16 protein-coding genes and 1 pseudogene are annotated in these 26,092 nt (G+C 33.0%); 3 read left to right on the top strand and 14 right to left on the bottom strand.

The window, feature by feature from the left end; translation table 11 throughout:
• The 6 genes from CRO45_RS05595 to CRO45_RS20435 all read right to left on the bottom strand — a co-directional run bounded on the left by CRO45_RS05595 (nt 1) and on the right by CRO45_RS20435 (nt 8,541).
• Nucleotides 1-2,385 (bottom strand): INTS11 family MBL fold metallo-hydrolase, encoded by a 2,385-nt coding sequence (locus CRO45_RS05595; protein WP_097148676.1) that lies wholly within the window; start codon nt 2,383-2,385, stop codon nt 1-3.
• Nucleotides 2,386-2,983: 598 nt separating this feature from the next.
• Nucleotides 2,984-4,687 carry an ATP-dependent DNA helicase gene (locus tag CRO45_RS05590; RefSeq protein ID WP_097148675.1) on the bottom strand — a complete coding sequence of 568 codons (1,704 nt, stop codon included), beginning with the start codon at nt 4,685-4,687 and terminating at the stop codon, nt 2,984-2,986.
• Nucleotides 4,688-4,741: 54 nt separating this feature from the next.
• Nucleotides 4,742-6,013: a cold shock domain-containing protein gene (locus tag CRO45_RS05585; RefSeq protein ID WP_097148674.1), complete on the bottom strand. Its 1,272-nt coding sequence runs from the start codon at nt 6,011-6,013 to the stop codon at nt 4,742-4,744.
• Between the two features lie 70 nt (nt 6,014-6,083).
• On the bottom strand, nt 6,084-7,262 hold the full coding sequence (locus tag CRO45_RS05580; protein ID WP_097148673.1) for a hypothetical protein: 1,179 nt from the start codon (nt 7,260-7,262) through the stop codon (nt 6,084-6,086).
• Nucleotides 7,263-7,271: 9 nt separating this feature from the next.
• Complete coding sequence (locus tag CRO45_RS05575; RefSeq protein ID WP_097148672.1) at nt 7,272-8,138, bottom strand: hypothetical protein; 867 nt, start codon at nt 8,136-8,138, stop codon at nt 7,272-7,274.
• Between the two features lie 238 nt (nt 8,139-8,376).
• The gene (locus CRO45_RS20435; RefSeq protein WP_097148671.1) at nt 8,377-8,541 is read right to left on the bottom strand and encodes a DUF4357 domain-containing protein; all 165 of its coding nucleotides are present in this window, start codon (nt 8,539-8,541) and stop codon (nt 8,377-8,379) included.
• Nucleotides 8,542-9,804: 1,263 nt separating this feature from the next.
• Here CRO45_RS20435 and CRO45_RS05565 point away from each other — a divergent pair.
• The gene (locus tag CRO45_RS05565; protein ID WP_097148670.1) at nt 9,805-12,486 is read left to right on the top strand and encodes a hypothetical protein; all 2,682 of its coding nucleotides are present in this window, start codon (nt 9,805-9,807) and stop codon (nt 12,484-12,486) included.
• Nucleotides 12,487-13,018: 532 nt separating this feature from the next.
• Here the strand turns inward: CRO45_RS05565 and CRO45_RS05560 are convergent.
• Genes CRO45_RS05560 through CRO45_RS05545 form a run of 4 tightly spaced genes read right to left on the bottom strand, consistent with a single transcriptional unit; the run spans nt 13,019 to nt 22,527 of the window.
• A complete protein-coding gene (locus tag CRO45_RS05560; RefSeq protein ID WP_097148669.1) occupies nt 13,019-18,274 on the bottom strand; it encodes a DEAD/DEAH box helicase in 5,256 nt (1,751 codons plus the stop codon).
• A gap of 4 nt (nt 18,275-18,278) precedes the next feature.
• Complete coding sequence (locus tag CRO45_RS05555; RefSeq protein WP_097148668.1) at nt 18,279-19,157, bottom strand: hypothetical protein; 879 nt, start codon at nt 19,155-19,157, stop codon at nt 18,279-18,281.
• A complete protein-coding gene (locus CRO45_RS05550; RefSeq protein WP_097148667.1) occupies nt 19,154-21,076 on the bottom strand; it encodes a coiled-coil domain-containing protein in 1,923 nt (640 codons plus the stop codon). The genes CRO45_RS05555 and CRO45_RS05550 overlap by 4 nt, the downstream gene beginning before the upstream one ends.
• Nucleotides 21,077-21,081: 5 nt before the next feature.
• On the bottom strand, nt 21,082-22,527 hold the full coding sequence (locus tag CRO45_RS05545; RefSeq protein WP_097148666.1) for a competence protein CoiA family protein: 1,446 nt from the start codon (nt 22,525-22,527) through the stop codon (nt 21,082-21,084).
• Between the two features lie 92 nt (nt 22,528-22,619).
• Between CRO45_RS05545 and CRO45_RS05540 the strand changes: the two are divergent.
• Both CRO45_RS05540 and CRO45_RS05535 read left to right on the top strand, forming a co-directional pair.
• A pseudogene (locus tag CRO45_RS05540) lies at nt 22,620-23,023 on the top strand (recombinase family protein); the annotation flags it as partial.
• A gap of 21 nt (nt 23,024-23,044) precedes the next feature.
• Nucleotides 23,045-23,245, top strand: a complete 201-nt coding sequence (locus tag CRO45_RS05535; RefSeq protein WP_097148664.1) for a hypothetical protein — start codon at nt 23,045-23,047, stop codon at nt 23,243-23,245.
• 48 nt (nt 23,246-23,293) lie between these two features.
• Here CRO45_RS05535 and CRO45_RS05530 read toward each other — a convergent pair whose 3' ends face one another.
• The 4 genes from CRO45_RS05530 to CRO45_RS05515 form a co-directional block, all read right to left on the bottom strand.
• Entirely contained in the window at nt 23,294-24,346 is a 1,053-nt protein-coding gene (locus CRO45_RS05530; protein ID WP_097148663.1) for a replication initiation factor domain-containing protein, read from the bottom strand.
• Nucleotides 24,347-24,514: 168 nt separating this feature from the next.
• A complete protein-coding gene (locus CRO45_RS05525; RefSeq protein WP_097148662.1) occupies nt 24,515-24,730 on the bottom strand; it encodes a hypothetical protein in 216 nt (71 codons plus the stop codon).
• A 121-nt stretch (nt 24,731-24,851) separates the two neighbouring features.
• Complete coding sequence (locus tag CRO45_RS05520; protein ID WP_097148661.1) at nt 24,852-25,193, bottom strand: hypothetical protein; 342 nt, start codon at nt 25,191-25,193, stop codon at nt 24,852-24,854.
• A gap of 35 nt (nt 25,194-25,228) precedes the next feature.
• A complete protein-coding gene (locus tag CRO45_RS05515; protein WP_097148660.1) occupies nt 25,229-25,729 on the bottom strand; it encodes a hypothetical protein in 501 nt (166 codons plus the stop codon).
• Nucleotides 25,730-26,092 lie beyond the last annotated feature (363 nt).

Genomic DNA, 26,092 nt, shown 5'->3' with positions numbered 1-26,092 from the left:
TCAATCTTCCTTTCTGAAGTCATAAGTTTGACCATTTTCACTTTGGATTACATTAATATTTGCTTTTTTTATCAATGTTGTAATGCTTGGAAAAGGAGAAGCTATCATTTTATTCGGATGATAGTTTCGATTGGGATCTCCATGTACAAGAATGACATGTTTTGGATTTAGTGATAGTATAGTTTGGACAATCTCCTCACGATTTGCATGAGCTGATAGACGTAAAGATAAGATATCAGCGGAAACTTCTATTTTCCCACCTTCAATAGGAATATTTGATAATGATTTTGTAACAGCAAATCCTGGACTTTCTTCATCTAAATAGCCGGTAAAAATTATGGCATTCTTTGAATTTCCTAGTAATTTTTTTGCATATTCCATAGATTTTGTCCCCTCATATAACATTCCAGAACTCGCAATGATACAACTAGGTTCTTTATCAACTATTTGTTCAACAAAATTATCAAATCCGATTTTTTGATATATATTTTTAGCCGGTATAATGCCCTGTTTCATCAGAGAACAGTGTTGTTCCGAATCATTTCTCATAAATCGATCATACAGTTCTGTTACATGACAAACCATCCCATCTAAATAGATTGGAAAAGGTGAAATTTGTAAGTTATGTTGAATAATCGATATAATTTCCTGCGCACGCCCTAGAGCAAAAGCTGGAATTAAGACTGTTCCACCTCTTTCGATAACTGATAGTAATTCAGTGATAAACATCGCCTCTTGGCGTTCTCGAGAAATCGAAGCACTCGTTGGATAAAAACCATATGTGCTTTCAGTGATGACTATATCTGCCTGTATATCATCAGGTATACGAAGACCTTTCACCGTTCTTTGGTTTAGAACAGAATAGTCTCCAGTAACGAAAATTGTCTTACCATTTTTCTTAATTAAAAGGCTAATCGCACCACGAATATGACCTGATTCTATAAGTTTGATTTCCCATTTACCTTCTTTTGAATTAATGGTGAATTCTTTATTCACTTCAGTAATATTTACTAAACACTTGTCAACAAGAGATTTCACTCTCAATTCTTGATCAAACTTTTCCTGTTCACGTAACATTAGCCACATTAGCTGCTTAGTTTGAGATGTTGCAAACATTGGTAGATCTTCACATTGTTGATGCACAAAAGGTATACTGCCTATGTGATCCATATGGGCATGGGTAATAATTAGAGCATCTATATCTTCTAATGTGATACCCCGCTCATTTATACTGGTAAAATCAATTATCTGAGATTCTGTTGTATTGACAAAACTTCCAGCATCAATCATAAGATGGGAATCTCCCACCGTTAACACTATACAAGAGCCACCAATTTTATTTCCTCCACCAACGACTGTAACACTTACATCCTCTAATGAATTTTCAATCTGTGGTTTTATTTGGTTCATGAATATCATATAAAATGAAATAGCCTCATCTAAATCTGCGAATTTAGAAAATTTCGACTTAAATAGGTCCAACGAACCTAACCCATATGACAAAAGAAATGCTTTAAACTCTGTCCAATCATTTTTGTGCGGTAGAGACTTAATCTCTTTTCCATGCATTACTGCTAGTAGCTTCTTATAAGAACCTTGTTTTTCTTGTAACAACGGGTTCGTAAATTTGTATGAACGAAATTCAATTTCATTTGATATTTCATCAATATTCGACAAATTTGTAGCGAAAAAATAAAAGAATCTCGTTTCTTCTTCTACTTGTTCTAGCAATTCAATTATGTTTTTCCTCTTAATTAAGAAATCTAAATCATCCAAATATAAAGTATAAACAACCATATTGTTCGTTTGATTTATATAAGGTGTATCAAGAAGAAACCACTTTCTCAAATAAAATCTTGCATTAGGCATATTTTCCTCTTTTATTTCTAAATCAATCATCATTCGTAAGTAATCCACATATTGTTTTGAATCTACTAGCCTATTATTGAAAAATTCGTATTCAATCTTTTCAAAAACATCCTGCAAAATTGGATATATATCAATATAATCTGATAAAATGCGGAAATATGTAGAAGACTCTTTGAAAAATGGGTATTTCAATATATAGGATAATCCCCACTCTAGTTCTTCCTTTTTGATGTTCATATTATTACAGGAGAGGACATATATGGATAAACCGTCATTTTTTTCATCAATTATTGCCTTTTTAGAAAAGTAAAGTGCTTTTTCATATTGCTGGTTATCAAAGAAAAAAGTAGCTATGCGAATCCAATCGTATGAATCTGTTTCTCTTTCATCATGATCTAATAATCTTATTTCATTATAAAATTTAAGGTAGTATTGACTAGCTAATTCAAGTTGATTACGATTTTCTGCATATATAGCTTGATTGTAATAACTTACTAAATTATTTTTTAAACTCAATTTTAAGTTCTCCTATAGATTGAAATTTAGTTATCCACCATTAGTTTTATTGCACTAATATATATTAATTTACAATAGTCTAAATATATCATGAAAATCCATATTTTTGGTTATTAAATACTTATTTATTTTACATAAATCTACAATATATCAATTAGAACCACTGAATTTCTATAACACAATCTTATAGTTTCTATAATGTTTCTACTGGTTAAAAACGAACTCTGTTAGGAGCAATAGTTTAAACCAGCATTTCTTTTGAATCATCTTCACTGATTCCCATTGCAATGAGGAGACTTCTTTAGTAATAGTATCATGGCTTATCCAACTATAGGAATAAAGAATCATGTTAATACAACGGAATAAAATTTGATTGTTCGAAAGCGCAATGCCTTTCCAGGCAATTAAAATCATAATATCTTATCTAAAAGCCAAGGAATAAGGCAAATTGTCGCCCAAATCTACGGTAATTTGCCTTATTACGGTGGGATTCAATAACTATATTAAATCTTAAATTTTCAGTGACTCTCCTATATGAAATTGACTTTGTTACAACAAAACATAATACATTATTTCTCCATTCTCTTAGAAGTTTAACTTAAAGAGTCGTAAGTAAATTTGACGTTTCATACAATGACCGATTTACAACATTTTCAAATAGGTTGAAAAATGGAGGCAGTTCCCCTTTATCTATAAACATTACTTTGGTAATAATATCTTTCTTATTACGATATATTTTGATTCGATATATATTTGTGTTCATACGTATATAGTAAATATTTTCATAGCCTGATTCTTTTTCTTCCAAAATTTCTGCATTATACAATTTTAAAGATTCTTTTAAAATCGTACTCAAAACAGAAAAACGATTCTCAGAGGCAGGTTCAGCTTGAATTGGTAAATTTACAAAGTTAATTAAATTTTTTGCACGGGTGAGCACGGTATAGCTCCATCGGAAATAACTGAGACATTGAATACTTTGAGAATAGCTCATGTCTGCATATACAGTATTCCACTCACCACCTTGAGCTTTATGACATGTAATCACATAGCCAAAACGTACTTGTACTGCATTAAAGTACGAATCATTTATTATTAATTTCTTAAATTCTTCAGAGTTTCGTTTTACACCTTTGTGACGTTTTTCAAAGTCGATAATCATTGCCCGGCGTTCGTGTTTTGTTAAACCCACTTCTTTTCGCCATAGGATATTTTCAAAGATTTTCAACTTTTCTTTATAGGCGCGACCATTTTCCAGATTTTTATATATAATTTCAATATCGCGGTAAACCAAATCTACTGTGATTTGCTCATCTTTTTCCCTAAAGTTTACCGTTCGGATTTCGGGAATGGATAATACATCTGAAACCTGAATAAAATCACCATTAAATAATTTATCTCCGCTCGGAGTATGTGTATTTTTTGTTACAAGTAATCGTTCACCAGGAGAAAGGTCTTTCAGTTTAAGTAATTCACGAATATAGTTGGTATATTCAAAGGTTGAGCTATTTGTTTCGGTAATAAAAATAGATTTTTTCCATTGACCCACATATTGATGAATAGCTTCTTGCATTTCCAAATTAATCAAATCTTTTTTATTAACTTTAACAGGATAATAATTGAAGGATTCTTCTCCTATTTTCTCTCTAAGGTCTGTTGCAGCAGTTAATATCCCACTTTCTTCACTTTGTCGGTAGACTTCGGTTAATTGGTATTCATTTGTTGATAAATTAAAATGTTCTTTTAAATAGTTTACATCCAGTGCTAATGAATGACTTGTATTGACTGGAGGAAGTTGTGCATCGTCCCCAATAAACACAATTTTCCGCCCAGATTGTATAGGGTTAACATACTTAATTAGATCACTTAGTAATTTTCCTGAACCAAATTGAAGATATTCTTGTTCAGTTACTTTATCTGAAATCATTGAACTTTCATCAACTAAATAAATCATATTTAGGGGGCTTTTGTTTTCCTTTAAGTCAAATACCAAATTATAATCCATCTGTTGTTTTTCTTCATTATTGTCAATGGTTGTGTTCTTTAAGTCTAAGTCGTATATACAACCATGAATCGTATTTGCTAAGTAAGTTGTGCGTTCTCTTAACACATTAGCTGCACGACCAGTAGGAGCTAACAATGTAAAATGACAATCACTAAATTTTAAGAAATCGATGAAATATTGTAATAAATACGTTTTACCTGTACCTGCATACCCTTTTAAAATAAAACAATGACTCTCACTGGACATAAAATTTTGAAATAAGTGGAAAGCATGTTCCTGACTTTGCGTTAAATTCATGTTAGATCACCTTCATATCTGGTTATTTGAAGCATCTCATAAGACATTTGAATTTTACAGAAAAATATTGATGGCCTCGATAGATTTTCGATTTTTTCTACGATCAAAAGTTGGTTTCATGTAGAAAGTCACTCGTTCACCTTGTATAAGAACTTTTCGTTTCAATTGTCGATTGTTTCGCATGCTGAAAAATACATCTCTTCCATCATCTGTAATGATAAACCCTGATTCTCCATTTTGTAATAAGTTTTTTATTATCCCTGTCGCTTTTTCGAAAATCGAGTAAGCATCATTTTTCCAATATGGTAGAAGTGCCTTTTGTTCCAATAAACTAACATTTTTTTGTTTATATTTTAAAATTTTTTCCTCAACAACCTTGTTTGTAGACCAACCTTCTCTTTTACGAACGGTTTGTAATAATACATAATGGGAATATGCTAGACCCTCATTTTCTTTTTCATAGATTTCACCCATAGTATCTAAAACTTTTAATTTATGCTTTAATTCACCACTCCTATGAAGAATAGCGTTTGCTCCATACGCTTTTGCAATTTGCAGGTCTCCTTGTTTTACTGCAATTGACATTAAATCTGCATATATACTAGAGTGTTCAAAGTGGATTAATAAATTCTGAAGCTCCTGTTTTGCCTCTTTCAATTGATTTAATTCTACTAAACATAGTGCAATTCGACGTTTAGTCCAAGAATCATTGTCATGATGGAATTTAGAGATTTTCTTTAGAAATTCATTTGATGCTTTGATACAAGTGTCATACATTTTCAGTTCGTAACGTAGCTTACTTTGTTTTGAAAACCACTTTTCCAATTTAGACGCCAATTCGCGTCCTTCATTTGTAAGAAATGGAATTCGATCTAATAAATCAGGATTTAAACGATTTAAACATGTTAAGATGTTTTGTTTTTGATCACTTGGCTCCTTTTCTAACAGATCAATTAATTTCCATATAAATTGTTCGTAAGGTGAATATTCTCCTTGTCTAGTAATAGTAACTACTTTTTCATATATATCCATTCTAATGGCAACTGATAAGTTTTGGCTGAAACACAAATCATATAAAATCCATCCATAGGCATTATTGATAAATGGGTTATCTTTTACTTGTAACAAAACATGTTGAGCAAGATAATCTCCAGCATTTAGGAAATCTAAATTATTCGAATCTTTATAAGCTCTTCTAACAGCTCGTAATATATCACTTATCACTCTTTCATCAGCATCTAACAATAAATCTTTAACGTTACCAGCTAAAATCCTTTGAATTTTTAAAAGATCTCCATTATTAAACGCTTCTAATAGTTCATTCATTAAATCCCAACCTTTAAAAATATCAAATAATAAAAAGTCCTTTGAAAATGGAAATCCACTCTATTTACGTTTAATTTGATACTAGTTCATCCATTGCCTCATTTACATACAATAGATGCTTCACAAATGCCTGATTAAGCATTCTAAAATGATCCATATTCAAATCTCCAAAGTAATTTTCTTCCCACTGTCTTACTGCTTCATCAACAATTTTGTTTCCCATATCTTCAAAATAAATGGACGTACTTTTATTACCAAGCGTTTGAAGCTTCATTGAATATAATTGAAGTAAAAAGTGATGATGGTATTGATTTACTGCATCATCAATTTCCTTTTTTCTTTTCACAACAGCTTTATCTTTAGTAATAACACCAACAAATACTGTTGCCGTTGCAGCAAATAAAGCTACAGGAGGAAAAACATTCAACATCGCATAAGTCATTGTGTGCCATCCTGCTGCTAACCCAACAGCTCCTACAACAGCTGAACCTAACCCCATTGTTAATACTTGCTCTGCTGCACCAATTTGAAAATCAATTCTTATATTATTCTTTGTTAAATTTGAAATGGAATATGCAGATAATCGGTTTATGTTTGGTATATTAATAGAAATTTGTTCAATCCACTTTTTCTCATAATTCTTACTCGCTTTAGAAAGTATTTCACTTATTTCTTTAGCTACTATTTCACTATTTAAATGTTTTTCAAGTACAGTTTCCACGATGCTATTTGAATCCACTACTTTTTCTTTTTCAATGATTTGCTTACCTTGAAATTCTTTAGATAGTTTATTTATCCCTTTGACAGTTGCATTAATTAATGCACCACCACTTTTTTTACCAGAATCCCTAAGTCCGCTATACCATGTTCCATCTTTTTCAATCTCTCTATACATCGCCAATTTTTTACTATGCATTAAACCTGCAACTTTAGTTTCCACTTCTTCCATAAATTCGTGGTAAGCTTTTGGCTTAAACTCTAATAATTTGTTTTTCTGTTGAGTGATCTCATCCGTTATATTTAAATACTGACTACTTTGTGATTGAATATTAATTTGTTCCTTTATTAAAGCTAATTGCAGTTCTTCTTTTATTCTTGCATTCATTAACAAATCATGACTTTCTTTAACAGCAGATTCTAAAGATAGTTGAATATTCTTCCCCATTTTGGGATCTATAGATTTTATTTGGTTAAAAACAGATTGAAAAGCCTTAAGTTTTATTATTTCTTCTTTATAACTAAACTCCATTACTTCCTCCTAATCGAGTGAGAGTGAGACTTTTCTCAATATTTTACTAGTTGGTTTTATTAAGTCACTCATTCTAGAAATCGTTTTACTAGGGTTTTCAATTACGTAATTTAATGAGATTGCAGCAGTTACAGCAACTATGCAACCTAACCATACTGGTCCTCCCACTAATCCACCAATCAACAATGATCCTCCAGAAACGATAGCTCCTTTTCCAGCAGTAATTAATGCTTCCTTTTTGTTTTCTGATTTAAATAATGAATAAGCCAATCCACCCCCAGCAATTGTTGCAAGTAATGGATTTGCACTTACCAATGCAGATACGACATATGCTCCTGATAGCTTTGAAATTAAAGTAAGATCAGCTTTTTTTCCTAATATTATAGTTGAAAGTAATGCTATGACTCCTCCTAATAACTCAGGGGCGTTAATGGTTAATGCATCTGCTAAAAATGGTTTCGAGATTCCAAGAGGCTGTACCATTGAAGCTAAATTGTTAAATTGCTCTGAGGACAACGAAAAAAATGGATTAATCCCTGAAATTGAGGCCGTATCTCTTAGTAAATGTTCTCCTGCCTGTAGAAATTCCGTAACAAAAGAATCATCTGCTTTAACATCCTTTACAGCATTAAAAGCTCCTAATATTGAATGTTGTCCATCAAGTAAATGATGATAGGAAGAACCACCGACATGTGAACTGTTATATACTGCATCAATTGCTCTATCATAATAATCAAAGTTATGATTGAATTTTTCTGCTGCCCAACTAGCGAGCGAATAACTCCCCATATTAATCCCAGTATCCACAGCTATAGGAATCGTGCCATTACCAGTTAAACCTAAACGAATATTCTTTAACCTCTTATCGTGTTCCATTTCATTGCTCCTTAAAAATTTTAGAAACAGTTTTTATTTTTTCAAATATTCTAATCGCATTTCAATCTACCAAGATAATAGTAATATTCGACTATTTCCATTATTATACCATTCTTCCTACAATATATATTATGGTTCTCATTATTGAAATTAAAAAAGATTTCACCCAAGCTAAACTAAGGGAAATCTTCTTAAAACTTATAGACATCTTAATTTGTTCTCGTATTCTTCTTTACTTTCATTCGATATCCTTCAAACTAACCCCATGTTCATTTTTCCATGCAATAAAACCATTTATGCTACTTCCCGTTACTATTGATGCAGCTAGAGATGGGCATGTAAACAAAGAATCTTCCTGTAAGATTAATTCACCATTAATATTAGATATTTTATTTTCTTGAATTAAAGCTTCTTTCTTGTTAAAAGACTCTTACTCAAAGAAGGTACAGTTGTTGTAGCAATTTTTGAACCTTTTAATACGACAAATCCTTCTTGCGTTTGAATTCTTTTTGCATCTGAACCTCTTGCAGCACGTATGTAATATTAGTCTTTTACTTCATTGGTTTCCTTTTCTCTAAGTACTTCGAATATCTTATGTCCTAACGTGTTTACAATAATTATTAATTACTTATGTACTCTTCCATTTCAGCTCGATCTGATTCTGAAATAGTAGACATGGTAGGTTTCCATTTTCAACTTTGTACCGATTTACAGTTGTTGCTAATTCATATAATCGACTTTCAATATATTTGATATTTGCATTATTTAAATTGTCATCTTTGCTAATAAATACGATTAATTCATTCCGAAAATCTTTTTCTCTCAAATGAGATTGTAAGAGTGAGTAGACACCGTCTGCTTCACCTATATAAACTAAGGGATTAGTGGAAGCATGGAAACGCTCAAATTTATATTCTTCCTGACCTGAAGCCCTTTATAGAGGAAACTCTATATAAATTTTCGAGGCGAAAGTAGGTTATATAAAGCTCTAAATCAAAATCTTTCCGTGCCCACCCCCTCTTACAAAAAATTTCTCCTAAATTTTAAGAAGTTCTTTTTTACATCCTTAATTTTTTCCCACACTTGTTTGTGATTACCGTAACTACTCCATTACGTACAGATATAAAGCCATTTTGTGTATTGCCACGAATTAAGGCATTTATACATTCTATAACTACCTTTGAGTAACGTGGAAGTTTGTTGTCAGTTGGCAACATCAATCATTTGTAGAATCCATTAGGGGTTTCGGAATGTGAAAATAGCCTTTTTTCCTCTACCTTCAACTACGATATTTTGCATACCCATTGATGTTAATTTATTGATTATTACACGTCGACCTTCATTCGAGATTTGTTCTTCAGTCATATTGACAAACGACTGTAATTGATGGTTTGAAAACGTTACTTTCTACATTGTAATTCCTCTAGTAAAAATGTATTTGTTTTACATGAATGAAAGTAAGCATTTCAATTTTGAATGGTCAATATATTAATGGATATGGTTGTTACTGATCATTAATTACCCTTGTTAAAGAATACCTTAGTTAGATATATATAATGGAGATAAATTCTTGGTAAGCATTACCTCTTGATTATTCAAAATCAAATGGTTGTTTTTATTTCGGCTGATACAGAGCCAAATATACGAAAACAACGGAGTGATTTTAATGACTATAATCAAATGTGCTATTGACACAAAAAATGCATTTTCAAATAAGCCTTCAAGTAATCTAATCAAAGAAATTCAAACTTCCGCACTTCAAGGACAACGTGAATATAGCATTAAGCAACTAGCTGAATATGTTGTGAAAGGCTATTCATTTTGTCCAAGTCTATTTAAAGAAGTAGACGGCAAATTAAGTAGGTCTAAAGTAAAATGGGCGGGAACTCAATTAATTGGACTTGATTTTGATGATGGTATATCACTAGATGAATTCAAAGCAATAGGCGAGGAGTATGGTCTAAAGCCAAACTTCATTTACTATACTTTCAACCATGGTGTAGAAGGTAAAGAGAAGTTCCGTGTTGTGTATATGCTAAATGCATTTATTACTGACATTCGCATATACAACTACATTCAAAAGTCGCTATCAGTTATCTTTGATAACAAACAAGATCCTCAAGCTAAGGATGTTTCACGGCTTTTCTTTGGTGGTCGAGGGCTTGCAACTGAGATAGATGAATCTGCTATGCTTAAAATTGAGCTATTGTCCCAAATGGTTTATACCAAATTGAAAAAGACATGTACCAATCAATTTAGTAGAGAGATGCGGAAGTTCTGTCAAGAAACTGCAATCAATCAGATAAACAAAAAAGGACCAGCAATTTTTGTCGAAAACATGCTCACTTCTATAAATAATAATATAGAGGTGAGCACGAACTCGACAACTTTTCACCCCGTATCTATCAACACTGTTACAAACAATCGTATTACCTTTAATTTTTCCATTACTCAAGAGGAATTAATACGCACACCAATTGATAAAAAGCCAAAGAAATACGTTATAGATAACATTACAAATAAAATGAAAGCTGAACAGCGGGTAGACTTAGAAAACCTGAAAACTCGATGTCAACTCGTTAATGCTTTGGAAAATGGTGAATGGTTGTATCATGATGAAATAACACATATCGCCATGAACCTCATTCATGCACGAGGAGGACAAAAAAAATTAATTGACTCGCTTGAATTGAATGAAAATCACATTACGACAAATAAGGTTGAAGACTTTAAATATTACTGTCAATATTTCAGTAATCATAACTATCAACCATCTAGCTGTAATCCAAGGGGAAAATGTAGTACAGGATGTAGGTTTTTCGATCAATGTGAACGAAATGGAAAGAACATACTACAACAATTGGATGTAAAAAAAGGAAAGATAAAACGTGTAGCTTCATTGCCTACAGTTCCACTTTCTGATGGAGAATACCAACTTCAAGCAGCATATAACGAATTTTTAGATGCTCCAATTGATGGATCTATACATGTAATAAAGGCTCCAACTGGTATCGGTAAATCAAAACTATACACTTCCCATAGCCTTAAGAACTGTGCTATTGCTGTTCCAAATCACCGGCTGGCAAAAGAAATCTATCAATCTATAAAAGGGACTCAACCTGAATTGGATGTTGTTTATATTTCTGAAAAACCATCGACAACTCCTATGCTAGATCAAGAGATACTACAATCGCATCAATTAGGCCTATATAACAGAGCCAATCAACTGTTCAATTCATTCACACAAGACATCATTTCAGGAAAAAAACAACCTGAGTCTGAAGAACATAAAAACGCAATTATTAAATATAGCCAATCCATCACAAAAGCATATTCAGCTTCTACAGTTATTTTGACTCATGAACGAATGATGCATCCACCTGCAATGAAAAACATAAATACATTTATTATTGATGAGGATATTATTCCTTCTGTTATTAAGACAAGCAATATTAACATAACAGATCTTGAAGTGCTACTAGCCTCACAAAACGAATCTATTGAAAGCTTTATAGATTCAGTAAAATCAACATCTAATGAGACTTACACTGATACCCCAAAACTCGAACTCAAACATGGTGTATTCACTAAATGCATTCAAAACAATTCAGCTCAATTAACCTCAAATATCATTAACTTTATCCACTCAACTCACTATATCAAACACGATAATGGCATCATTGATTTTGTACAGAACAGAAGCAACTTCCCAACTGACAAGAAATATATTATGTTTTCTGCTACAACATCAAGAACAATCGGAAAATCCATTTGGGGAGAGCGAGTAACCTTTCATGATATCGGTGAAACTGAAACCAAAGGAAGCGTAATTCTTCATTATGATCGAAGTTATTCACGTGCTTCAATGAGTAACCTAGACATTAAGTTGTTTGTTAAAAAACTAAAAGAACAAAATGAAGAAAACACCAAAGTAATTACATTCAAAAAATACGCAAAATCACTTGAAAATGAAGGTATTGATATAGCTGCAACTTTTGGTGCTACAATGGGATTAAATCAATTTTCAGGTGAAGATTTAATAATTGTAGGTACTCCCCACTTTCCTCCAAGCAAGTATCTTTTAACCGCTCTTACATTGAACCGTATCAAAATCGATGAGAGTAATGGTTTGCAAATAAATCCAACGTTAGTAAAAAGAAATGGTTTTGAATTTCACTTCACAACCTTCCCCGATAACAAAATCCTTAGAGACATCCAGTTCTATTTTATTGAAAGTGAACTAATTCAATCAATTGGTAGAGCTCGCTTACTTCGAAATGATGCAAATGTTAATTTGTATAGCAATTTCCCAGTACCAAATTGTATTCTTGAATTAGAACAAAATTAAGTAAATTTAGTCTTTGTTTACTGTTACTGATAACATAAAATTTGATAACGTAAACCTTATAAAAGGTGAATCCTATGATTATTTGGATTCACCTTTTTAGTAATTTCACTGCGATTATATATTCCCAGCCTTCGGCTATTTGAGCTTCGTTCGAGGCTTTTTTAAAATCATAAAAATTGATGCTTTCTGTGGGGGTGTAGTAGTTATTTGTTGATTAATAAGGGTTTTAGAGCTTAATTAGTAATTCTATAATAATAGCCTGCCACTATTTAATATAGTCATTTTCCATGTTTTTCGGTCCAAATGTAAAAATTCTTTTTATTTTGTGAACGAATTGTGAATATTACTTTGTATAAGCATTCGAACAATAAACACAAAAAAGAAGGGATATTTACTCCCTTCTCCTTCAACAATCTACTTACTTCCGTTTTAACCTTTTCCATATGTCCTTTTTAAATTTCATGTTCAACACGATAATTAATAGTATAAATAGAAATTGATTCTGTTAATCTTTTTCTGTAAAGCAGGTTATTTAAAGCGAGTTAATCACTTCCATCGCTTTTCTAATCTCTATATAAACATTCGGCAAGGCAAACTGAATTTCAAATGGTGAAAAATATAAATAGTGCTCATTATTCATTGCCATGATATTATTTTTCAACGCTATCTTTTGATCAAATAGTTCAATGTATATGATATTATTTCGTTTATTAAATGGAATAGAAACTGTTCCTGAGAAGAGTTGATGCGTTTCTATTATTCTACTGAGCCATTGTTGTTGTTCAGTTTCATCATACTGTTCAAATTGATTATTCATTAAATAACTTAGTAGTTCATGCCCAAGTTTTCGATGTAAAAATTTATGTTTAAACTGATTATTATAGTGACGTAAGCATTTATAGCAAGAAGAATCACAGTGATTTGGACATTCAGCTAGAACATTCATTGTTTCTCCAAGTATTTCTTGGATTTTCTCACCTGCCATTAGAGAATACCCAGCACCACCTTCAAGTGTGTCAAATACATAGATGTCTGCGTACAATTCATTATCTTCTTCTCGTACGAAACGATGTCCGACTGATAGTTCTTGTGCATCAATGTCTAAAACACGACCGGCTGCTAAGCTAAATGCTTCACCAATTGTTGTTAGAGCATTATTTAACCAGGCCTTTATTTCACCTATATCAAGCTGTTTTGAGAGATGCAGTCGAATAAATAATAAGTCTGATTTAAACCTGTTCGCTAAAAAGACTTGATGTAATTCCCCTCTACATTCAATATCTCGACCATTTGTTAAAAATGGCTTGAAGTGACTTGTCGGTGGTTCTATTCCTTCATATATAGGCTGAATAAATCCACAATCTTTACACATATTAAAACCATTTTGACGATGGACGCCACGATTCATGATGATAAGCTCATCATTTAATTTTGTAGCATATTGAATATTGCCATTGTAGAGCAACTCGAACTTTAACGATTCTTGACTATTAGTAAAGGGTAATTGTGGATCATTTGCGTAACTGTAATCTTGTTCTAAATCGAATTCCTGTAGCTCTCTACCCTTTTCTGGAGAAAAACCTGTTGGCCGCATATAAGACATACGTTTTAATTTTGCATTACATGTCGGACACTTTGTTTCAGCAAATTGCTCAAGCTTTGTAAAGTGACAGCGATCACAATACACGACTTCGTCAAGCTGATGATTCACTTCATCACTAAATGGATTTTTCAAGTATGGATTAAAGATTCCACCTACTCGATATTTCTTTTTATTCACAACAAGCATTCGGCCAGGTGCATATTCACTTAAAGCACGGTTTAATTGTAGTTGTGGTTGTTGTTCTAAGATAATCTCTTTGTTTTCTTTCTTTTGAATATAGAAACTTGTTAAATCAACTGGAAATGCATAAGATGGCAAGAATCCATAGTTAAATAAGAATTCAATGAACAATTTCGTTGCCACATACTCCTCTGCCCCTTCACCTTCAGCTACTTTTAATGATTTAATGTTTTCTTGGTATTTTGTAGGAAGCTCGTCTAGTAAGATACCCATCGCCTCACGAATAATATTTACCTTCGCTCGTGTTGGGTCATCTTCTTCAGCAACCATTTCTTCCGGAATAATATCATAAACACCTGGAATACCTTTAAATTTCTTATGATTTTGTTCAGTAAGCCAATCATCAAATGATTCAAAATTAAACGGCGGTTCTCCTTCAAAGAAATCGACTGTATATCCGAGTGATTCATTAATTTTTGTATACTTTTCATGTCTTAGTTCGTGTACTACTTCATGGAAGTAGGTTTGAATGAATAAGGCGTTGATATGACGTTGGACAATTTTTTTATTATTAATGTAAATAAGCGCATCACGTGTATCACCGCTAATCATTTTCTTAGGATTGTTGAAGTAGTAGTGATCATGTGGACTATCTTGTGCGTATGTGATTACTGTCGATAATGATGATCCACGACGCCCAGCACGCCCAGCACGTTGTTGATAGTTCTCACGTTGTGGTGGCATATTGCGGAGACTAACCGCGGTTAAAGAACCAATATCAATACCTACCTCCATAGTTGTTGTGGAACTTAATATATCTACCACACCCATACCTTTGTCCATTTCAATATCTTGGAAGCCAAGCTCATACTTTTCAGTTGTTGCAAGTGCATGGCGAACATCTTTTTGAGAAAGCTGCGCTGTATGTTCTTCTACACGTACGTTTTTAATACGTACACCATCAAGCACTTCTTGAATTGGCGAGCGCCAAAATCCTTTTAATGCATTAAACGCTTCACTGTTAGGTATCAGCTCTTTAACGTTATTACTCAAGCAATTTACACATAAGTTTTTTGCTGTTCGTAAATGAATTTCACGACAATCTGTACAGTAATACCAATTATCTTCGAGACCTTGCTTAATAATAAGCTGATCTTTTTTTAATAAGTAACGGTCATTCTGCATTTGGCAAAGACTGTATAACTCATCTATAATCTCTTGCACATTATTTGGGGTAATATATTCAATCAATTTTTTTAAACTTCGACTTAAATCTCCGTAATTACGACTCCATTCCTCTTCAGAACGATATTGTCCAAGAATTTCTTTGCGATCATTTGGTGTTAGTACAGCATCATTAATGGAGACATCTGCTAACATTTCTTTTATAAATAAAATCACAATCGTTTCAAAATCTTCTTTTGAAATATAACTTTCATGGTTCCGATGCTTTCGTTTTAGAATTGGAGCACTTAATGTCACATAACCTGTTGCTGTATCGTAAATGGAATAACCAGGATTTCCAACGACTTGGTAAATGCGTTTAACTAAAGTTTTAGATGGCTCTAACGCTTCTTCATTAATATATTCAAGGTCATTTTCGTATTCTTCTTGAAAATATTCCGCATCGTTTTGTATACTTTTTCGATCATCACCATCTAAGATTTGAACATGATTTTTATTAAGTAAATAAAGTATTTTGTTATAAAAATAACTGTCCATTTTTATTCCATTTTCTAATGTTGTTGCTTGTAAAATTAGCTGACGTATAACGTCTTTTTCCATTTCTAAAGGTATATCACGTGCTAAACGTGCGGCTTTTTGACGGCCATCTGAGAAAAGTAGCACTTTGCGACCTTCATTTGGTAAATCTTCCTTACCACTAACTGGTGGTTGAATGGCAAATTGTTCACGGACAATCTCACCAAATGGCTGATCTCCTTTTGTACGTAGGTCCCGAATATTATTTTGTGATTTTTTTAAACAACAGGGACAAGTATAAAATGACTTAGCGGGAGAATAATATTTTCGTTTACGGTACTTCTTTGGTTTCTCAACTGACATGTAAACACGAATATAATTCATCACTTGTTGAGGTGGAGTCTCAACGATATACCCTGTTTTGACGTTTAGCCATAAAGGTTTTAATATATCGCCTTCAAGCGCACGATTATTTGGCTTTTCGATAAGTAAATGAATTTCTTCTAACGGTTCGCCAACAATATCACTACCTGGTTCACTCCATAAATATGTTGGAAATCCTGCATCTTTTTCACGAAACGCTTTTATAAACGCCGCACCACATAACATGTGTGTATACATTTCAAAGACTCGACTACCACATGTACATTGCTCACGGTATGCATCATACATCTTCCCTAAGAATTTTGAATTATCACAGTTCGGATTTGTACAAATATACACCCCCGATAAACCCCTAAAGAACAAATGCAAACGTGCTGGTAATAAAACGCGTCCGTTTTTAACTGCAGTATTGGCAACGAGTAATAGCTGACTAATTGCTTTTTCAGCTATTGTAAGGTCTGAAGTTGGGCAAATAACTTCAATTAACTCTTTAATAGATGTTGCATTGCCACTAATTTGCTTGATTACTCGTTCAATCGGACCATAGCCATCTAGTTGCTTATATAAAAACTCTTGGAATTCATTTTTTTCTGTTGGAAGTGTATCAAGATTTAGTGCTTTGAAAATAGGCTGTAAATGCGTTACTACATTTTGATAGTTTTTATTCCATTCAGCCACTATTGAATAATCAATATTTGCCCAATGTAATGCATCATTAGCTGTCATTGCTTTACCTTGTGGACGAGATTCCTTTTTACCTGTTATCAGCTTAAATTCACGTGATGCAGCAACTCCTGTAAGCTGCTGTGCAAAGCGTATTGGTGTTTCTTCGTCTCCTTCTTTGCCAAGTGATGCAGAAGTTAAGATTACTTTCATACGATCACGTGAAATGCCAAGTCTTGCTTGCAAACGACGGATTAGTAGAGCAACTTCAGCACCACTTGTACCACGGTACATGTGTGCTTCGTCTAGCACTAGTACAAAATTATTTGCTGAATCCTTTGCTAGCCATTCCTTCGTATCCTGCCAAATGCTACGTTCTATGGGACGCATAAGCATGTATTCAAGCATGGAATAATTCGTTACTAGAATATCTGGCGGTGTTTGCTGTATTTCATGGCGTGTTAGTAATTCAGCATCAGTAGGGCTAGTTGTATAACGATAGGTTTTTGGCATTTTGGAATCTTTAAAAGCTTGTAAATCTTTAGCATACCATTTACCACGATCTTTTAATTGATTTGCAATATCTGGATTTTTTTGCTCCATTTCTAAATAATGCTTTAAGATTGGTTGTAGCTGTAATTGATCTTTGAGCTTATTCGGAGTCCCAGCATATGGCGTTCTAGAGGTATACATTCCAAATTGTGGATTTCGGCCATATGTATGAAAACGTGATTTCACACGTTCATCACCCATCAATTTACGAAGGCGTGTCATTTGGTCACCTACAAGAGCATTCATCGGATATAAAATAAGTGTTCGTACACCACGCTGAACAAATGAAGCAGGTCTTGTCACAGCTTCTTCATAAAGTGTAGCTAGCATTGGATGTAAAAATGATTCTGTTTTACCTGAACCAGTACCTGTTGAAACAATCAGGTCGTTACCATTGCTTAAAAATGTTTCCATCGCTATTTGCTGATGGACATATGGCCTTGGGAATACACCAATATTGTATTCAGCAAGCTCTGTCATCAATTCTTTCGTACTTTGTGGAATATGCATATCTTGATATGCACTGCCAAGTTCATAAACAGGGGTTGCTTCTATATACGGTGCAGTGCGAAGCGTTCCCGGCGTTTCTAGCATGGCATGACGCTTTTTCTGTAAAACATCATTACTGATTACATAACGCGTTTCAATATATTCAATAAGCCTTTTTTGTAAGCGATCGGCCACTTTATTTAATGTGTAGTCCATTTATTTAGCTCCTCTCCTTCATTTCTAACCTTTGCAAAATTTCAATTGCATCGTCTAAATTCTCATTAGGTATATAAAAAGACTTCGCGTCTTTAAATGTTTTCGGCATACCAATTAATGAAAGTAATGCAAATTCCTCATGTGGTAATTTCATTTGTAACTCTAGTTCTGTAAAAAACAACTGCTTTTCTAATTTATACGTAAAATAACGACCTGCACGTGCGTTCAATGCATAATAAACTCTCCAAATATCTTTATCTGCTATTTGTTGTATGTGCCAACCCTTTTGGAATTTAGCAAGAAAACGATGTGTTTTATATCCACCATGTGCAAATGCCTGCTTCTTTTCCGCTAAATACAACTTATCTGTTGTAAAATTTTTCGTTACCTGCTGTCGCCCATATTTGGTAAAACGATAAATCGTGTCAAGATCATCGATTTCAGTAAATGACTGATATTGATTAAGTGTCTCTTCTAAAGTAGGTGCATATAGATAATCTGTGATCGGCAATAAAGATTTTGATTCATCAGGTTTACTAGTAATCGTAATGAACTGTGACTCATGTTCAAGAACGTAACGTACCCCTACTTTCTGCTTAGTACTGGGGAGCTCCAAATTACAAGGTGCCCAAATAGTGTAGTAGCCATCATCTAGCTTAATAATTTCTCCGATAGAAGATAACCAATTGAGTAAACATTGGGCAGGTGTGTCTTTTTTGTGCTGAAGAAATTCCTGTACTTCTTGTGGTGCATTTGCTAGTAAGCGACTTAGCACTGGTGTAAGCTGCCGAAAATGTACCTTTTCAATTCCATTTTGCTTTTGTGATGCTAGTACGCTTTTTATGTATAGCGATTTTTCTATTAAATACGGTATCCAATTCATGATTCTTCGTCTCGTTTCAGGCGAGAAATATAATGTTCAAATAGTTTATATACATGCTCCAGCTCTTTGTTATTTGAACCATCTAAATCTGAAGCAATGATACTTAACCAATTATCTAAGGCAAAAGATTGTTCAAACTGGTAACCAAACTTTCCCTCAAACCATGCTTCAAATTCTGTATTAAATGTGGAACAATCTGTTAATTCTAATTCTTCTACTTCAGTAAGATCAATTTGTGAAAAGTGCAACTTTTTAAATTTACTTGGTAGAATCATATAATTAAGATAATCTTCTGCATAAAGGAGTGGCGTACAACCAAGTGGATGAATACAATTTATTGCATCTTGCACATTATCAAATGTTAGTATAAGTAGTTGTGTTGCCCTATCACTCCACTTCATCAACTCCACATAACTCTTCAATGCAAATTCCCCTTGTGTATAGTGTAGGTTATGCAAATGAACTGAGCTTAATTTATCTTCCGTGCACGGTGCTATATGTTCAAGTGTTGCAAAACTAAACTTATTCACTTCTGGTACAACCGAAAAGAATTTATTTGCGCTATACGTATGCCCAATAAATTGTGCAAGCTCAAAGCTTTGGGGCCCCGCAATTATGAGCGGATTGCGGAATAAAATAGCACCTAATACGGTTTTATGAAGTGTTTCATAACGGTCTCGAATATGTAAGAGTTTGCGATTCGTATGGAATATTTCATGTGTTTCTTTTAGAGTGGCAAGATGTTGATTTTTAGCAACTACTTTTACACATGCTGGTGATATTTCTGTTATTTGTTGTGAATATTGATTCTGTGTTATTGGTTTTTGTATATTTATACCTTGTCGTAAAAAGTACTCTACATATGCATCTGCAAATTCTTTTTCAAGCTGAGTAAGTTTTGCAGAAAAACTTTCTTCAACAGAATGTAACAGAGTATGCTTTTGTTCTAATACTTCTTCAGTCTGAATAAGCTCTTGATTTTTCTCTTCTAATTCTTGTTCTACTTTTTCGATTTCATTTAATAACTTACTATATTTCTCTTTAAATTCTATCAATAATTTTTCAAGCGCTTCATCTGTTTGTTCCGCTATTACCTGTTGTACATAAGGTAAATCTAATAATTGGCTACGGAAAAAATTTTCGGCTTCTTCACTAAATGTTTTTGACTGAATAATTTGCTGTGCACGAATTAGACGTTCTCCTATTTCGCCACTTTTGTCTGTATAAATCTCTGATAATCGAGCTATTACTTTACGTGAAAGATCTCCAAAATCATATTGCTCTTTTAAAATTTTTAATGAATCACGCACTGCTCGTTCATCATCAGCCACGTCAATAAAACCTACAAAATTACCTTCAGTAATATCAGTTATGGCAAATTTACGATTCTGTATCGTTATTTGTTCGACATCCATCTTGTAGACTTCAACATAATTATCTTCTACTAGAGTGTAAGCTTCATCAAATATGTGTTTTAACTTTACAGGGCCGATGACATATCCATCTTTAGATGTAAATACTACATGCGGAAGTGGTTTTTCTTTGTAGGAAATTGGATTACGTAATTTTGTTTCGATTGCTCTTTTTTCAGTTTCAAAATTTGCCTGTAATGTAATTACTTCATATAGCGATACATCTAGTACTTCCCTTTTTAAAAAATATTTGCGTGAAGTCGGTACTGATGGCGAGTATTCATGGCTTTCTTCCAGTTCCCATAGCTTATATTGATGCTCTTCAGGCACTGTGAAGTAGCTAGGTACGAATACTTTCCCGTTATTTGGTAGTACTTGTTGAAGAAATTCCTCATGGAGTGGAATTAAAACGTTATCTGTTAAAGTTGCCACAACATCGATTGCAAGTCGTTCGGTTTTGTCCGTGTTGGGAAAGAATAGAGTTTTTGTTTTTCCTAAAATAATCATAATTTTCACCTATCTATGAATCTTTTCGGAAGCATATTTGGATAGCCTCTCATAAAAGTCAATAATTGTCGTTGATTCGATTCAATAATTTTCGTTAATATACTACGATACAATAAAGTATCTACTTTCACCAGTTCTGCTTGTGTTTTATAGAAAAAGAGAAGTTCTTGAAAATCTAATGTAATTTCTTGGATTGGATTTCTGAGTCTAATAGTCCATAAAAAGGGGATGGTCGCAACCATTTCATCTTTAAAGTCAAAGACTATTTCTTTACTTTGTCTTTTAGTAGAACCATTGTAATAATTTAATGGATAATCACTTTTTGTTACAAATTGCTCCCCTTTTAGATCTTTTAATCGGAAAATTACTTCCTGATTATTAATAATCCAACTTGGAGAATCTATTTCAGGTATTGTTAATTTTTCTACTCTTTTAACGGTTAAAATAGCACCACGTAGTAGAGTAACTGATAATTGATAAATACCTTGCTGAGGGAGTTGTAATTTTATAATACCAGGTGCAACCTTTTGGTGTGTAATTTGCCCATTTGGATGCTTGATTTTCAATAATTCCTGATTTTTATGTTTTCCAGTAAATGAAAGGTTTAACGTAACGTTTGTCTGTTGAACTTGAAACAATCCTGCATCTTGAATAAATTTCACAGGCTGTATTACATCAATATGATAACTTGATGGTAATAAATTTTTGCCAAGAATACGTTTGAACCAAGACATACAATCTATTGAAAATACATCATTCATCACACACTGATATAAAATAAATGTTTCGAGCGTTTCTTTTTGTAGTACATTAATATCTTGTGGAAAGAATAAGGGTTCTCTTGACAGAATATAGAACTCATCTTGAATAGTAATATCCTCGTATGGAATGTGAATAATTCTACCTGCAATCGGTTTAAAAAGAACAGGCTTTTGAAGAAGATAATATACTCCTTGATATACTTTTTTTATAGCACTATCCTTTACATTTTCAGAAATAGTTATTGTGTAAGAATCACATAATGTAACTGGTAAAAAATTCGTCTCACTATGATGCATCAAGTGTACAGAACTTAGTTGTTGCTTTGTTTCTTCAAGAGTCACATGAAAATAACTCCCCATTTTCTCTTGACGTATTGTTTGTTCTTTAGTAAGTTTTGGGAAGAGTAAAGAAAAGTGCGTTTTTTCAACTGTGTGTAGTTGCAAGCGTAGATTTCCATTACTTTGTTCCTCTAAATCAATTTCGTTTGAGATAGAAAGTCCACTACTATACAATTCACATTCTTGTCGTTCTTTCTCTCCTAACGCCTTATTATGCCTAAAATACCATACCTTCTTCTGCGAACGAACAAAATGTACTGGTTCTAAACAACAAGGACAATAATATATAGCTTTTTCAATCCCTTGCTGTGTCTCTACTAAACGATAATTTTGATCTAATGCTACAAACATAATAATTCCTCTATATATTTATTTAATAATACTATTATACTATTAATTTCGAATATTTAGGAGGTAATATATGGTTCTAAGTTGATTTTGTCATTCTTACAGCCAGGGATACACTATTTGTGACCAAGCTGACCGTTTTACACGTTCTGCTACTAAAGGGAGTGAACTTGTAAAAGAATTAATCGATCGTGGCATTGCTGTACATATATTGAATATTGGCTTACTTGATAATACCCCTGCTTCAAAATTAGTTCGTAACATCTTTTTTGCATTTGCTGAATTCGAACGTGATATGATTGTAGAGCGAACACAAGAAGGGAAAGCAATCGCAAAACAGCAACCAAATTTTAAAGAAGGCCGACCGCTTAAATACACAAAAAAACAATTAGATCATGCCATCCAATTACTAACTAATAATTCGTATAATCAGGTTGCCGCGCTGACAGGTATTTCAAAAAGCACTTTAATTAGAGAAATAAAAAGAAGAAAAATCTAATATGCGGAGGATTTTTTCATCATGGGCTATTATAAGTTTTCGTTTATGATTGATGGAGACTTATATAAACAAATAGTTAGAAACAAAAATATAGATTCCGATAGAAAGAAACATAATTTAAGAGCATTAAATTCAGTGAAATTGATAGAAGAAGGAAAGCTTCCAAAAATATCTGGAAGAGAATTTTTAAATGAATTAAGAAATAAAAACACTAATGATTAGACTAATAAATCCTTTGTTTTAGAATCCCTATAAGTAAAGGGCAGCTCATTACGAGCTACCCTCTATTTTTTGTTCTTGGAATCGGCTAATCATATCACGATGTTCTCTTTTATATCGCAAACGGCCATACTCTGCAATTTGGGCCATTTTCTCAACATCTCCACCATATGCATCATAAATCAAAGCATAAGTAGGAGCAGCTTGATTAATAAACCACATCTCTTTGTCTTCAATTGTTTGAGGTTCTATTGGAATTGTAGAGAGTGAAAGTGCATCTACACCATTGAGGAACTTATCCCAGAACCTTGCCGTTTTCCAACGACTGCGGTTTTTATCTTTGCCTTTAATCGTAAAACGAAGATAATGCTTCAAAATACCACATACAGTTTTCCCTATCGTACGTTCACCATCTTCATTTGTTGCCAACATTTCAGCTACAGATTGTGCACGTTCGTTACGTAGTTGGACTTCTGTTCTGTTCCAAAAATCAATGTCATCTGGAACGTTATAGTTGTTGTTAATACGTTCGCTTAATTTATCATACATCCTAATATGAATATCAGACTTAGAAGATCCATAATAAATCGTCAAACCCTGTCCTAATCCAGTGTTAGTTTCATAGGATTGATGAATATGTGATAAATTGAACTTAGAAACAAGTTCACTACCTTTTATCTTCTTAATGATGCCTTTTAATTTGAAGAATCCTTTGAAATCATCTACAGCTATGTCCAGGCGTGAGAAGGATGCACCGTGACCGAGCATGACTCCAAATAGCTCTTTCCATGACCATATATTGTAGCTTTCATACTCTCTGCAGCCACGACCTCTCATCTCTAGATGGATTCCCATATCTTCGTTACCATCATAGTACACTGCAATACTACCGCAACGTAATGACTTTCTATAACCATAACGTCCTGTATCTAGATAGAACTTGTTGAAATCCATCTGCAAAATGTCTGTAATAAGTTGTTTCGTTCCGACTGTTTTGAAGGTGCCTTCAACCCAGTCTACACAAGCTCTGAGACCATTTTCTAATGTATTTCCTACCCCCCTGTTAGAGTACGGGAATACAAAATCTTTTTTCTCTTTTTTCATGACTTACTAGTCCTCCTTTTGTTTGTCTGGAGGAAACGTAAGCAGTTGATATATCACTATCAAGACTAAAAATATGGTAATAGAGTTAATGAGATTGAGATCCAACAAAAAAGTAGATTCAAAGAATTGTTAATTCTTCAAATCTACTTCACTTTTAATTTATTTCTTCTATTCATTAACCTCACGAGGAGAAACTAAAATACTAAGTCCACGATCCTCTCCGTAATCCCACATTTTCACCCAAGGATATGTTCCCTCAGGTAGATAGAATGTTCGTATTTCTAAGTGTTTAATAGTCGACATATCACATTGGGTTCCATGTTCTCTTGTAGCAGGATGAATGCCTATTTCTCTGCCAGTATCATTAAAGTATTCAAATTTCAATGTAATCCCTCTCTTCACTATTAATCTAACAACGATTATTAATTTTTTATTTCCTGTAAACATGTCTTTATGTACGATATATATATCAGTGCCGATTCGGAATTTTATATTTCATTACTACCTATTTAGTAGATTTCTTCTTTTTAAATTTCGGCTTCTTATTTCCATAATTCTTCTTACTTTTAGGCATATAAGCTGAAGTTTTTAATCTTTTTCCTTTTGTTTTCATTTTTATAACTTCATTTAAACCTTTACCCTCTACATGGCAATTCACACAGAATAATTTATTTACTCCTTTCATAGGAATTTCGGTCGTTCTTCCGCATTTTGTACATCTGTATTGAATGAAATATTCAAATTGCTTTCTTTCAGCTTTTTTTCGTGCTTCATTATCTTTTTTCTGTTTTGCTGTTCGTGGTCGCTCAATGTTCCCAGAGACACCCATTTGTCCTTTAAGTCCCATGCTCTTCACCTACTTCTACTAGTTGCTTTTCTAAATTAAATAGTTTGATGTAGTTCAATTTCTTTAACTACAAACCCTTGTTGTATTTCGAACTCAAACTTTCTCATTAAGTAAGCATAAAGTTCATTGCTAAAACCATATGTATGCTGATTAGATGAGGCATTAAATTCTTGTACTTCTATATATTCATCTGCCAACGATTTATCCTCAATAAAGAATTTATAAACATTTTCACGAAAATGAGTGTTTATGTATTGGTTTAACTTTGTTTCATCTGTATATTTTTCATTTAAATCTGGTCGAATTTGCCATTCGTCATCATACAAATATCCTTTCCAATCTTGATGAAAATAGTAATATGGACTAGACTCTTCGGGTGTATTATGAATGTAACTATATTCATAGTACTGAAAATCTTGATGGTCCACATAATAATTACATGCTTTTTTAATTGCTTCATTAATATTTTCAGCAAATTCAACACGTATCCAATCTTTGTTTTCAATTTCAACTGGATAAATTAAGAATACTTTCATAGATCATTCTCCTCTAATACTAGACTTTCATTCTCTCTCATAATGCCGCCCACTTAATCATAACTATCTGTTTGTTTCTACTGTTTGTTTTCTACTCTTAATTACAACATTTAACAATTCTAAAAAATATTATAACACTAGCAACCGTTTGATGACTATAGTCTGTAGAGTTATTTATTCATTCTTTTAGTTTTAGACTAAGAGGTGATTATAAATGGAACTTAATCAGGCTTTTGGTGAAGTATTGAGGAAACTTCGAAAGGATGCCTGTATTTGATAAGCTAAAACTGAGCCACCATAGCAATTGAAAAGTGAGCCACTTTTATATGAAAATAATCCTAACTTCATAGAGTTAGGAGCGTA

The sequence above is a fragment of the Ureibacillus acetophenoni genome (assembly GCF_900220965.1).
Taxonomy (GTDB): domain Bacteria; phylum Bacillota; class Bacilli; order Bacillales_A; family Planococcaceae; genus Ureibacillus; species Ureibacillus acetophenoni.
This window is presented reverse-complemented; position numbering and strand designations above follow the sequence as displayed.

Bases quoted from the DNA above. Each gene is read 5' to 3' on its own strand.
- CRO45_RS05575 (WP_097148672.1), bottom strand. From the start codon at position 8,138: ATGGAACACGATAAGAGGTTAAAGAATATTCGTTTAGGTTTAACTGGT.
- CRO45_RS05555 (WP_097148668.1), bottom strand. From the start codon at position 19,157: ATGAATTGGATACCGTATTTAATAGAAAAATCGCTATACATAAAAAGC.
- CRO45_RS05515 (WP_097148660.1), bottom strand. From the start codon at position 25,729: ATGAAAGTATTCTTAATTTATCCAGTTGAAATTGAAAACAAAGATTGG.
- CRO45_RS05580 (WP_097148673.1), bottom strand. From the start codon at position 7,262: ATGGAGTTTAGTTATAAAGAAGAAATAATAAAACTTAAGGCTTTTCAA.
- CRO45_RS05535 (WP_097148664.1), top strand. From the start codon at position 23,045: ATGGGCTATTATAAGTTTTCGTTTATGATTGATGGAGACTTATATAAA.
- CRO45_RS05520 (WP_097148661.1), bottom strand. From the start codon at position 25,193: ATGGGACTTAAAGGACAAATGGGTGTCTCTGGGAACATTGAGCGACCA.
- CRO45_RS05545 (WP_097148666.1), bottom strand. From the start codon at position 22,527: ATGTTTGTAGCATTAGATCAAAATTATCGTTTAGTAGAGACACAGCAA.
- CRO45_RS05585 (WP_097148674.1), bottom strand. From the start codon at position 6,013: ATGAATGAACTATTAGAAGCGTTTAATAATGGAGATCTTTTAAAAATT.
- CRO45_RS05530 (WP_097148663.1), bottom strand. From the start codon at position 24,346: ATGAAAAAAGAGAAAAAAGATTTTGTATTCCCGTACTCTAACAGGGGG.
- CRO45_RS05565 (WP_097148670.1), top strand. From the start codon at position 9,805: ATGACTATAATCAAATGTGCTATTGACACAAAAAATGCATTTTCAAAT.
- CRO45_RS05590 (WP_097148675.1), bottom strand. From the start codon at position 4,687: ATGAATTTAACGCAAAGTCAGGAACATGCTTTCCACTTATTTCAAAAT.
- CRO45_RS05560 (WP_097148669.1), bottom strand. From the start codon at position 18,274: ATGGACTACACATTAAATAAAGTGGCCGATCGCTTACAAAAAAGGCTT.
- CRO45_RS05550 (WP_097148667.1), bottom strand. From the start codon at position 21,076: ATGATTATTTTAGGAAAAACAAAAACTCTATTCTTTCCCAACACGGAC.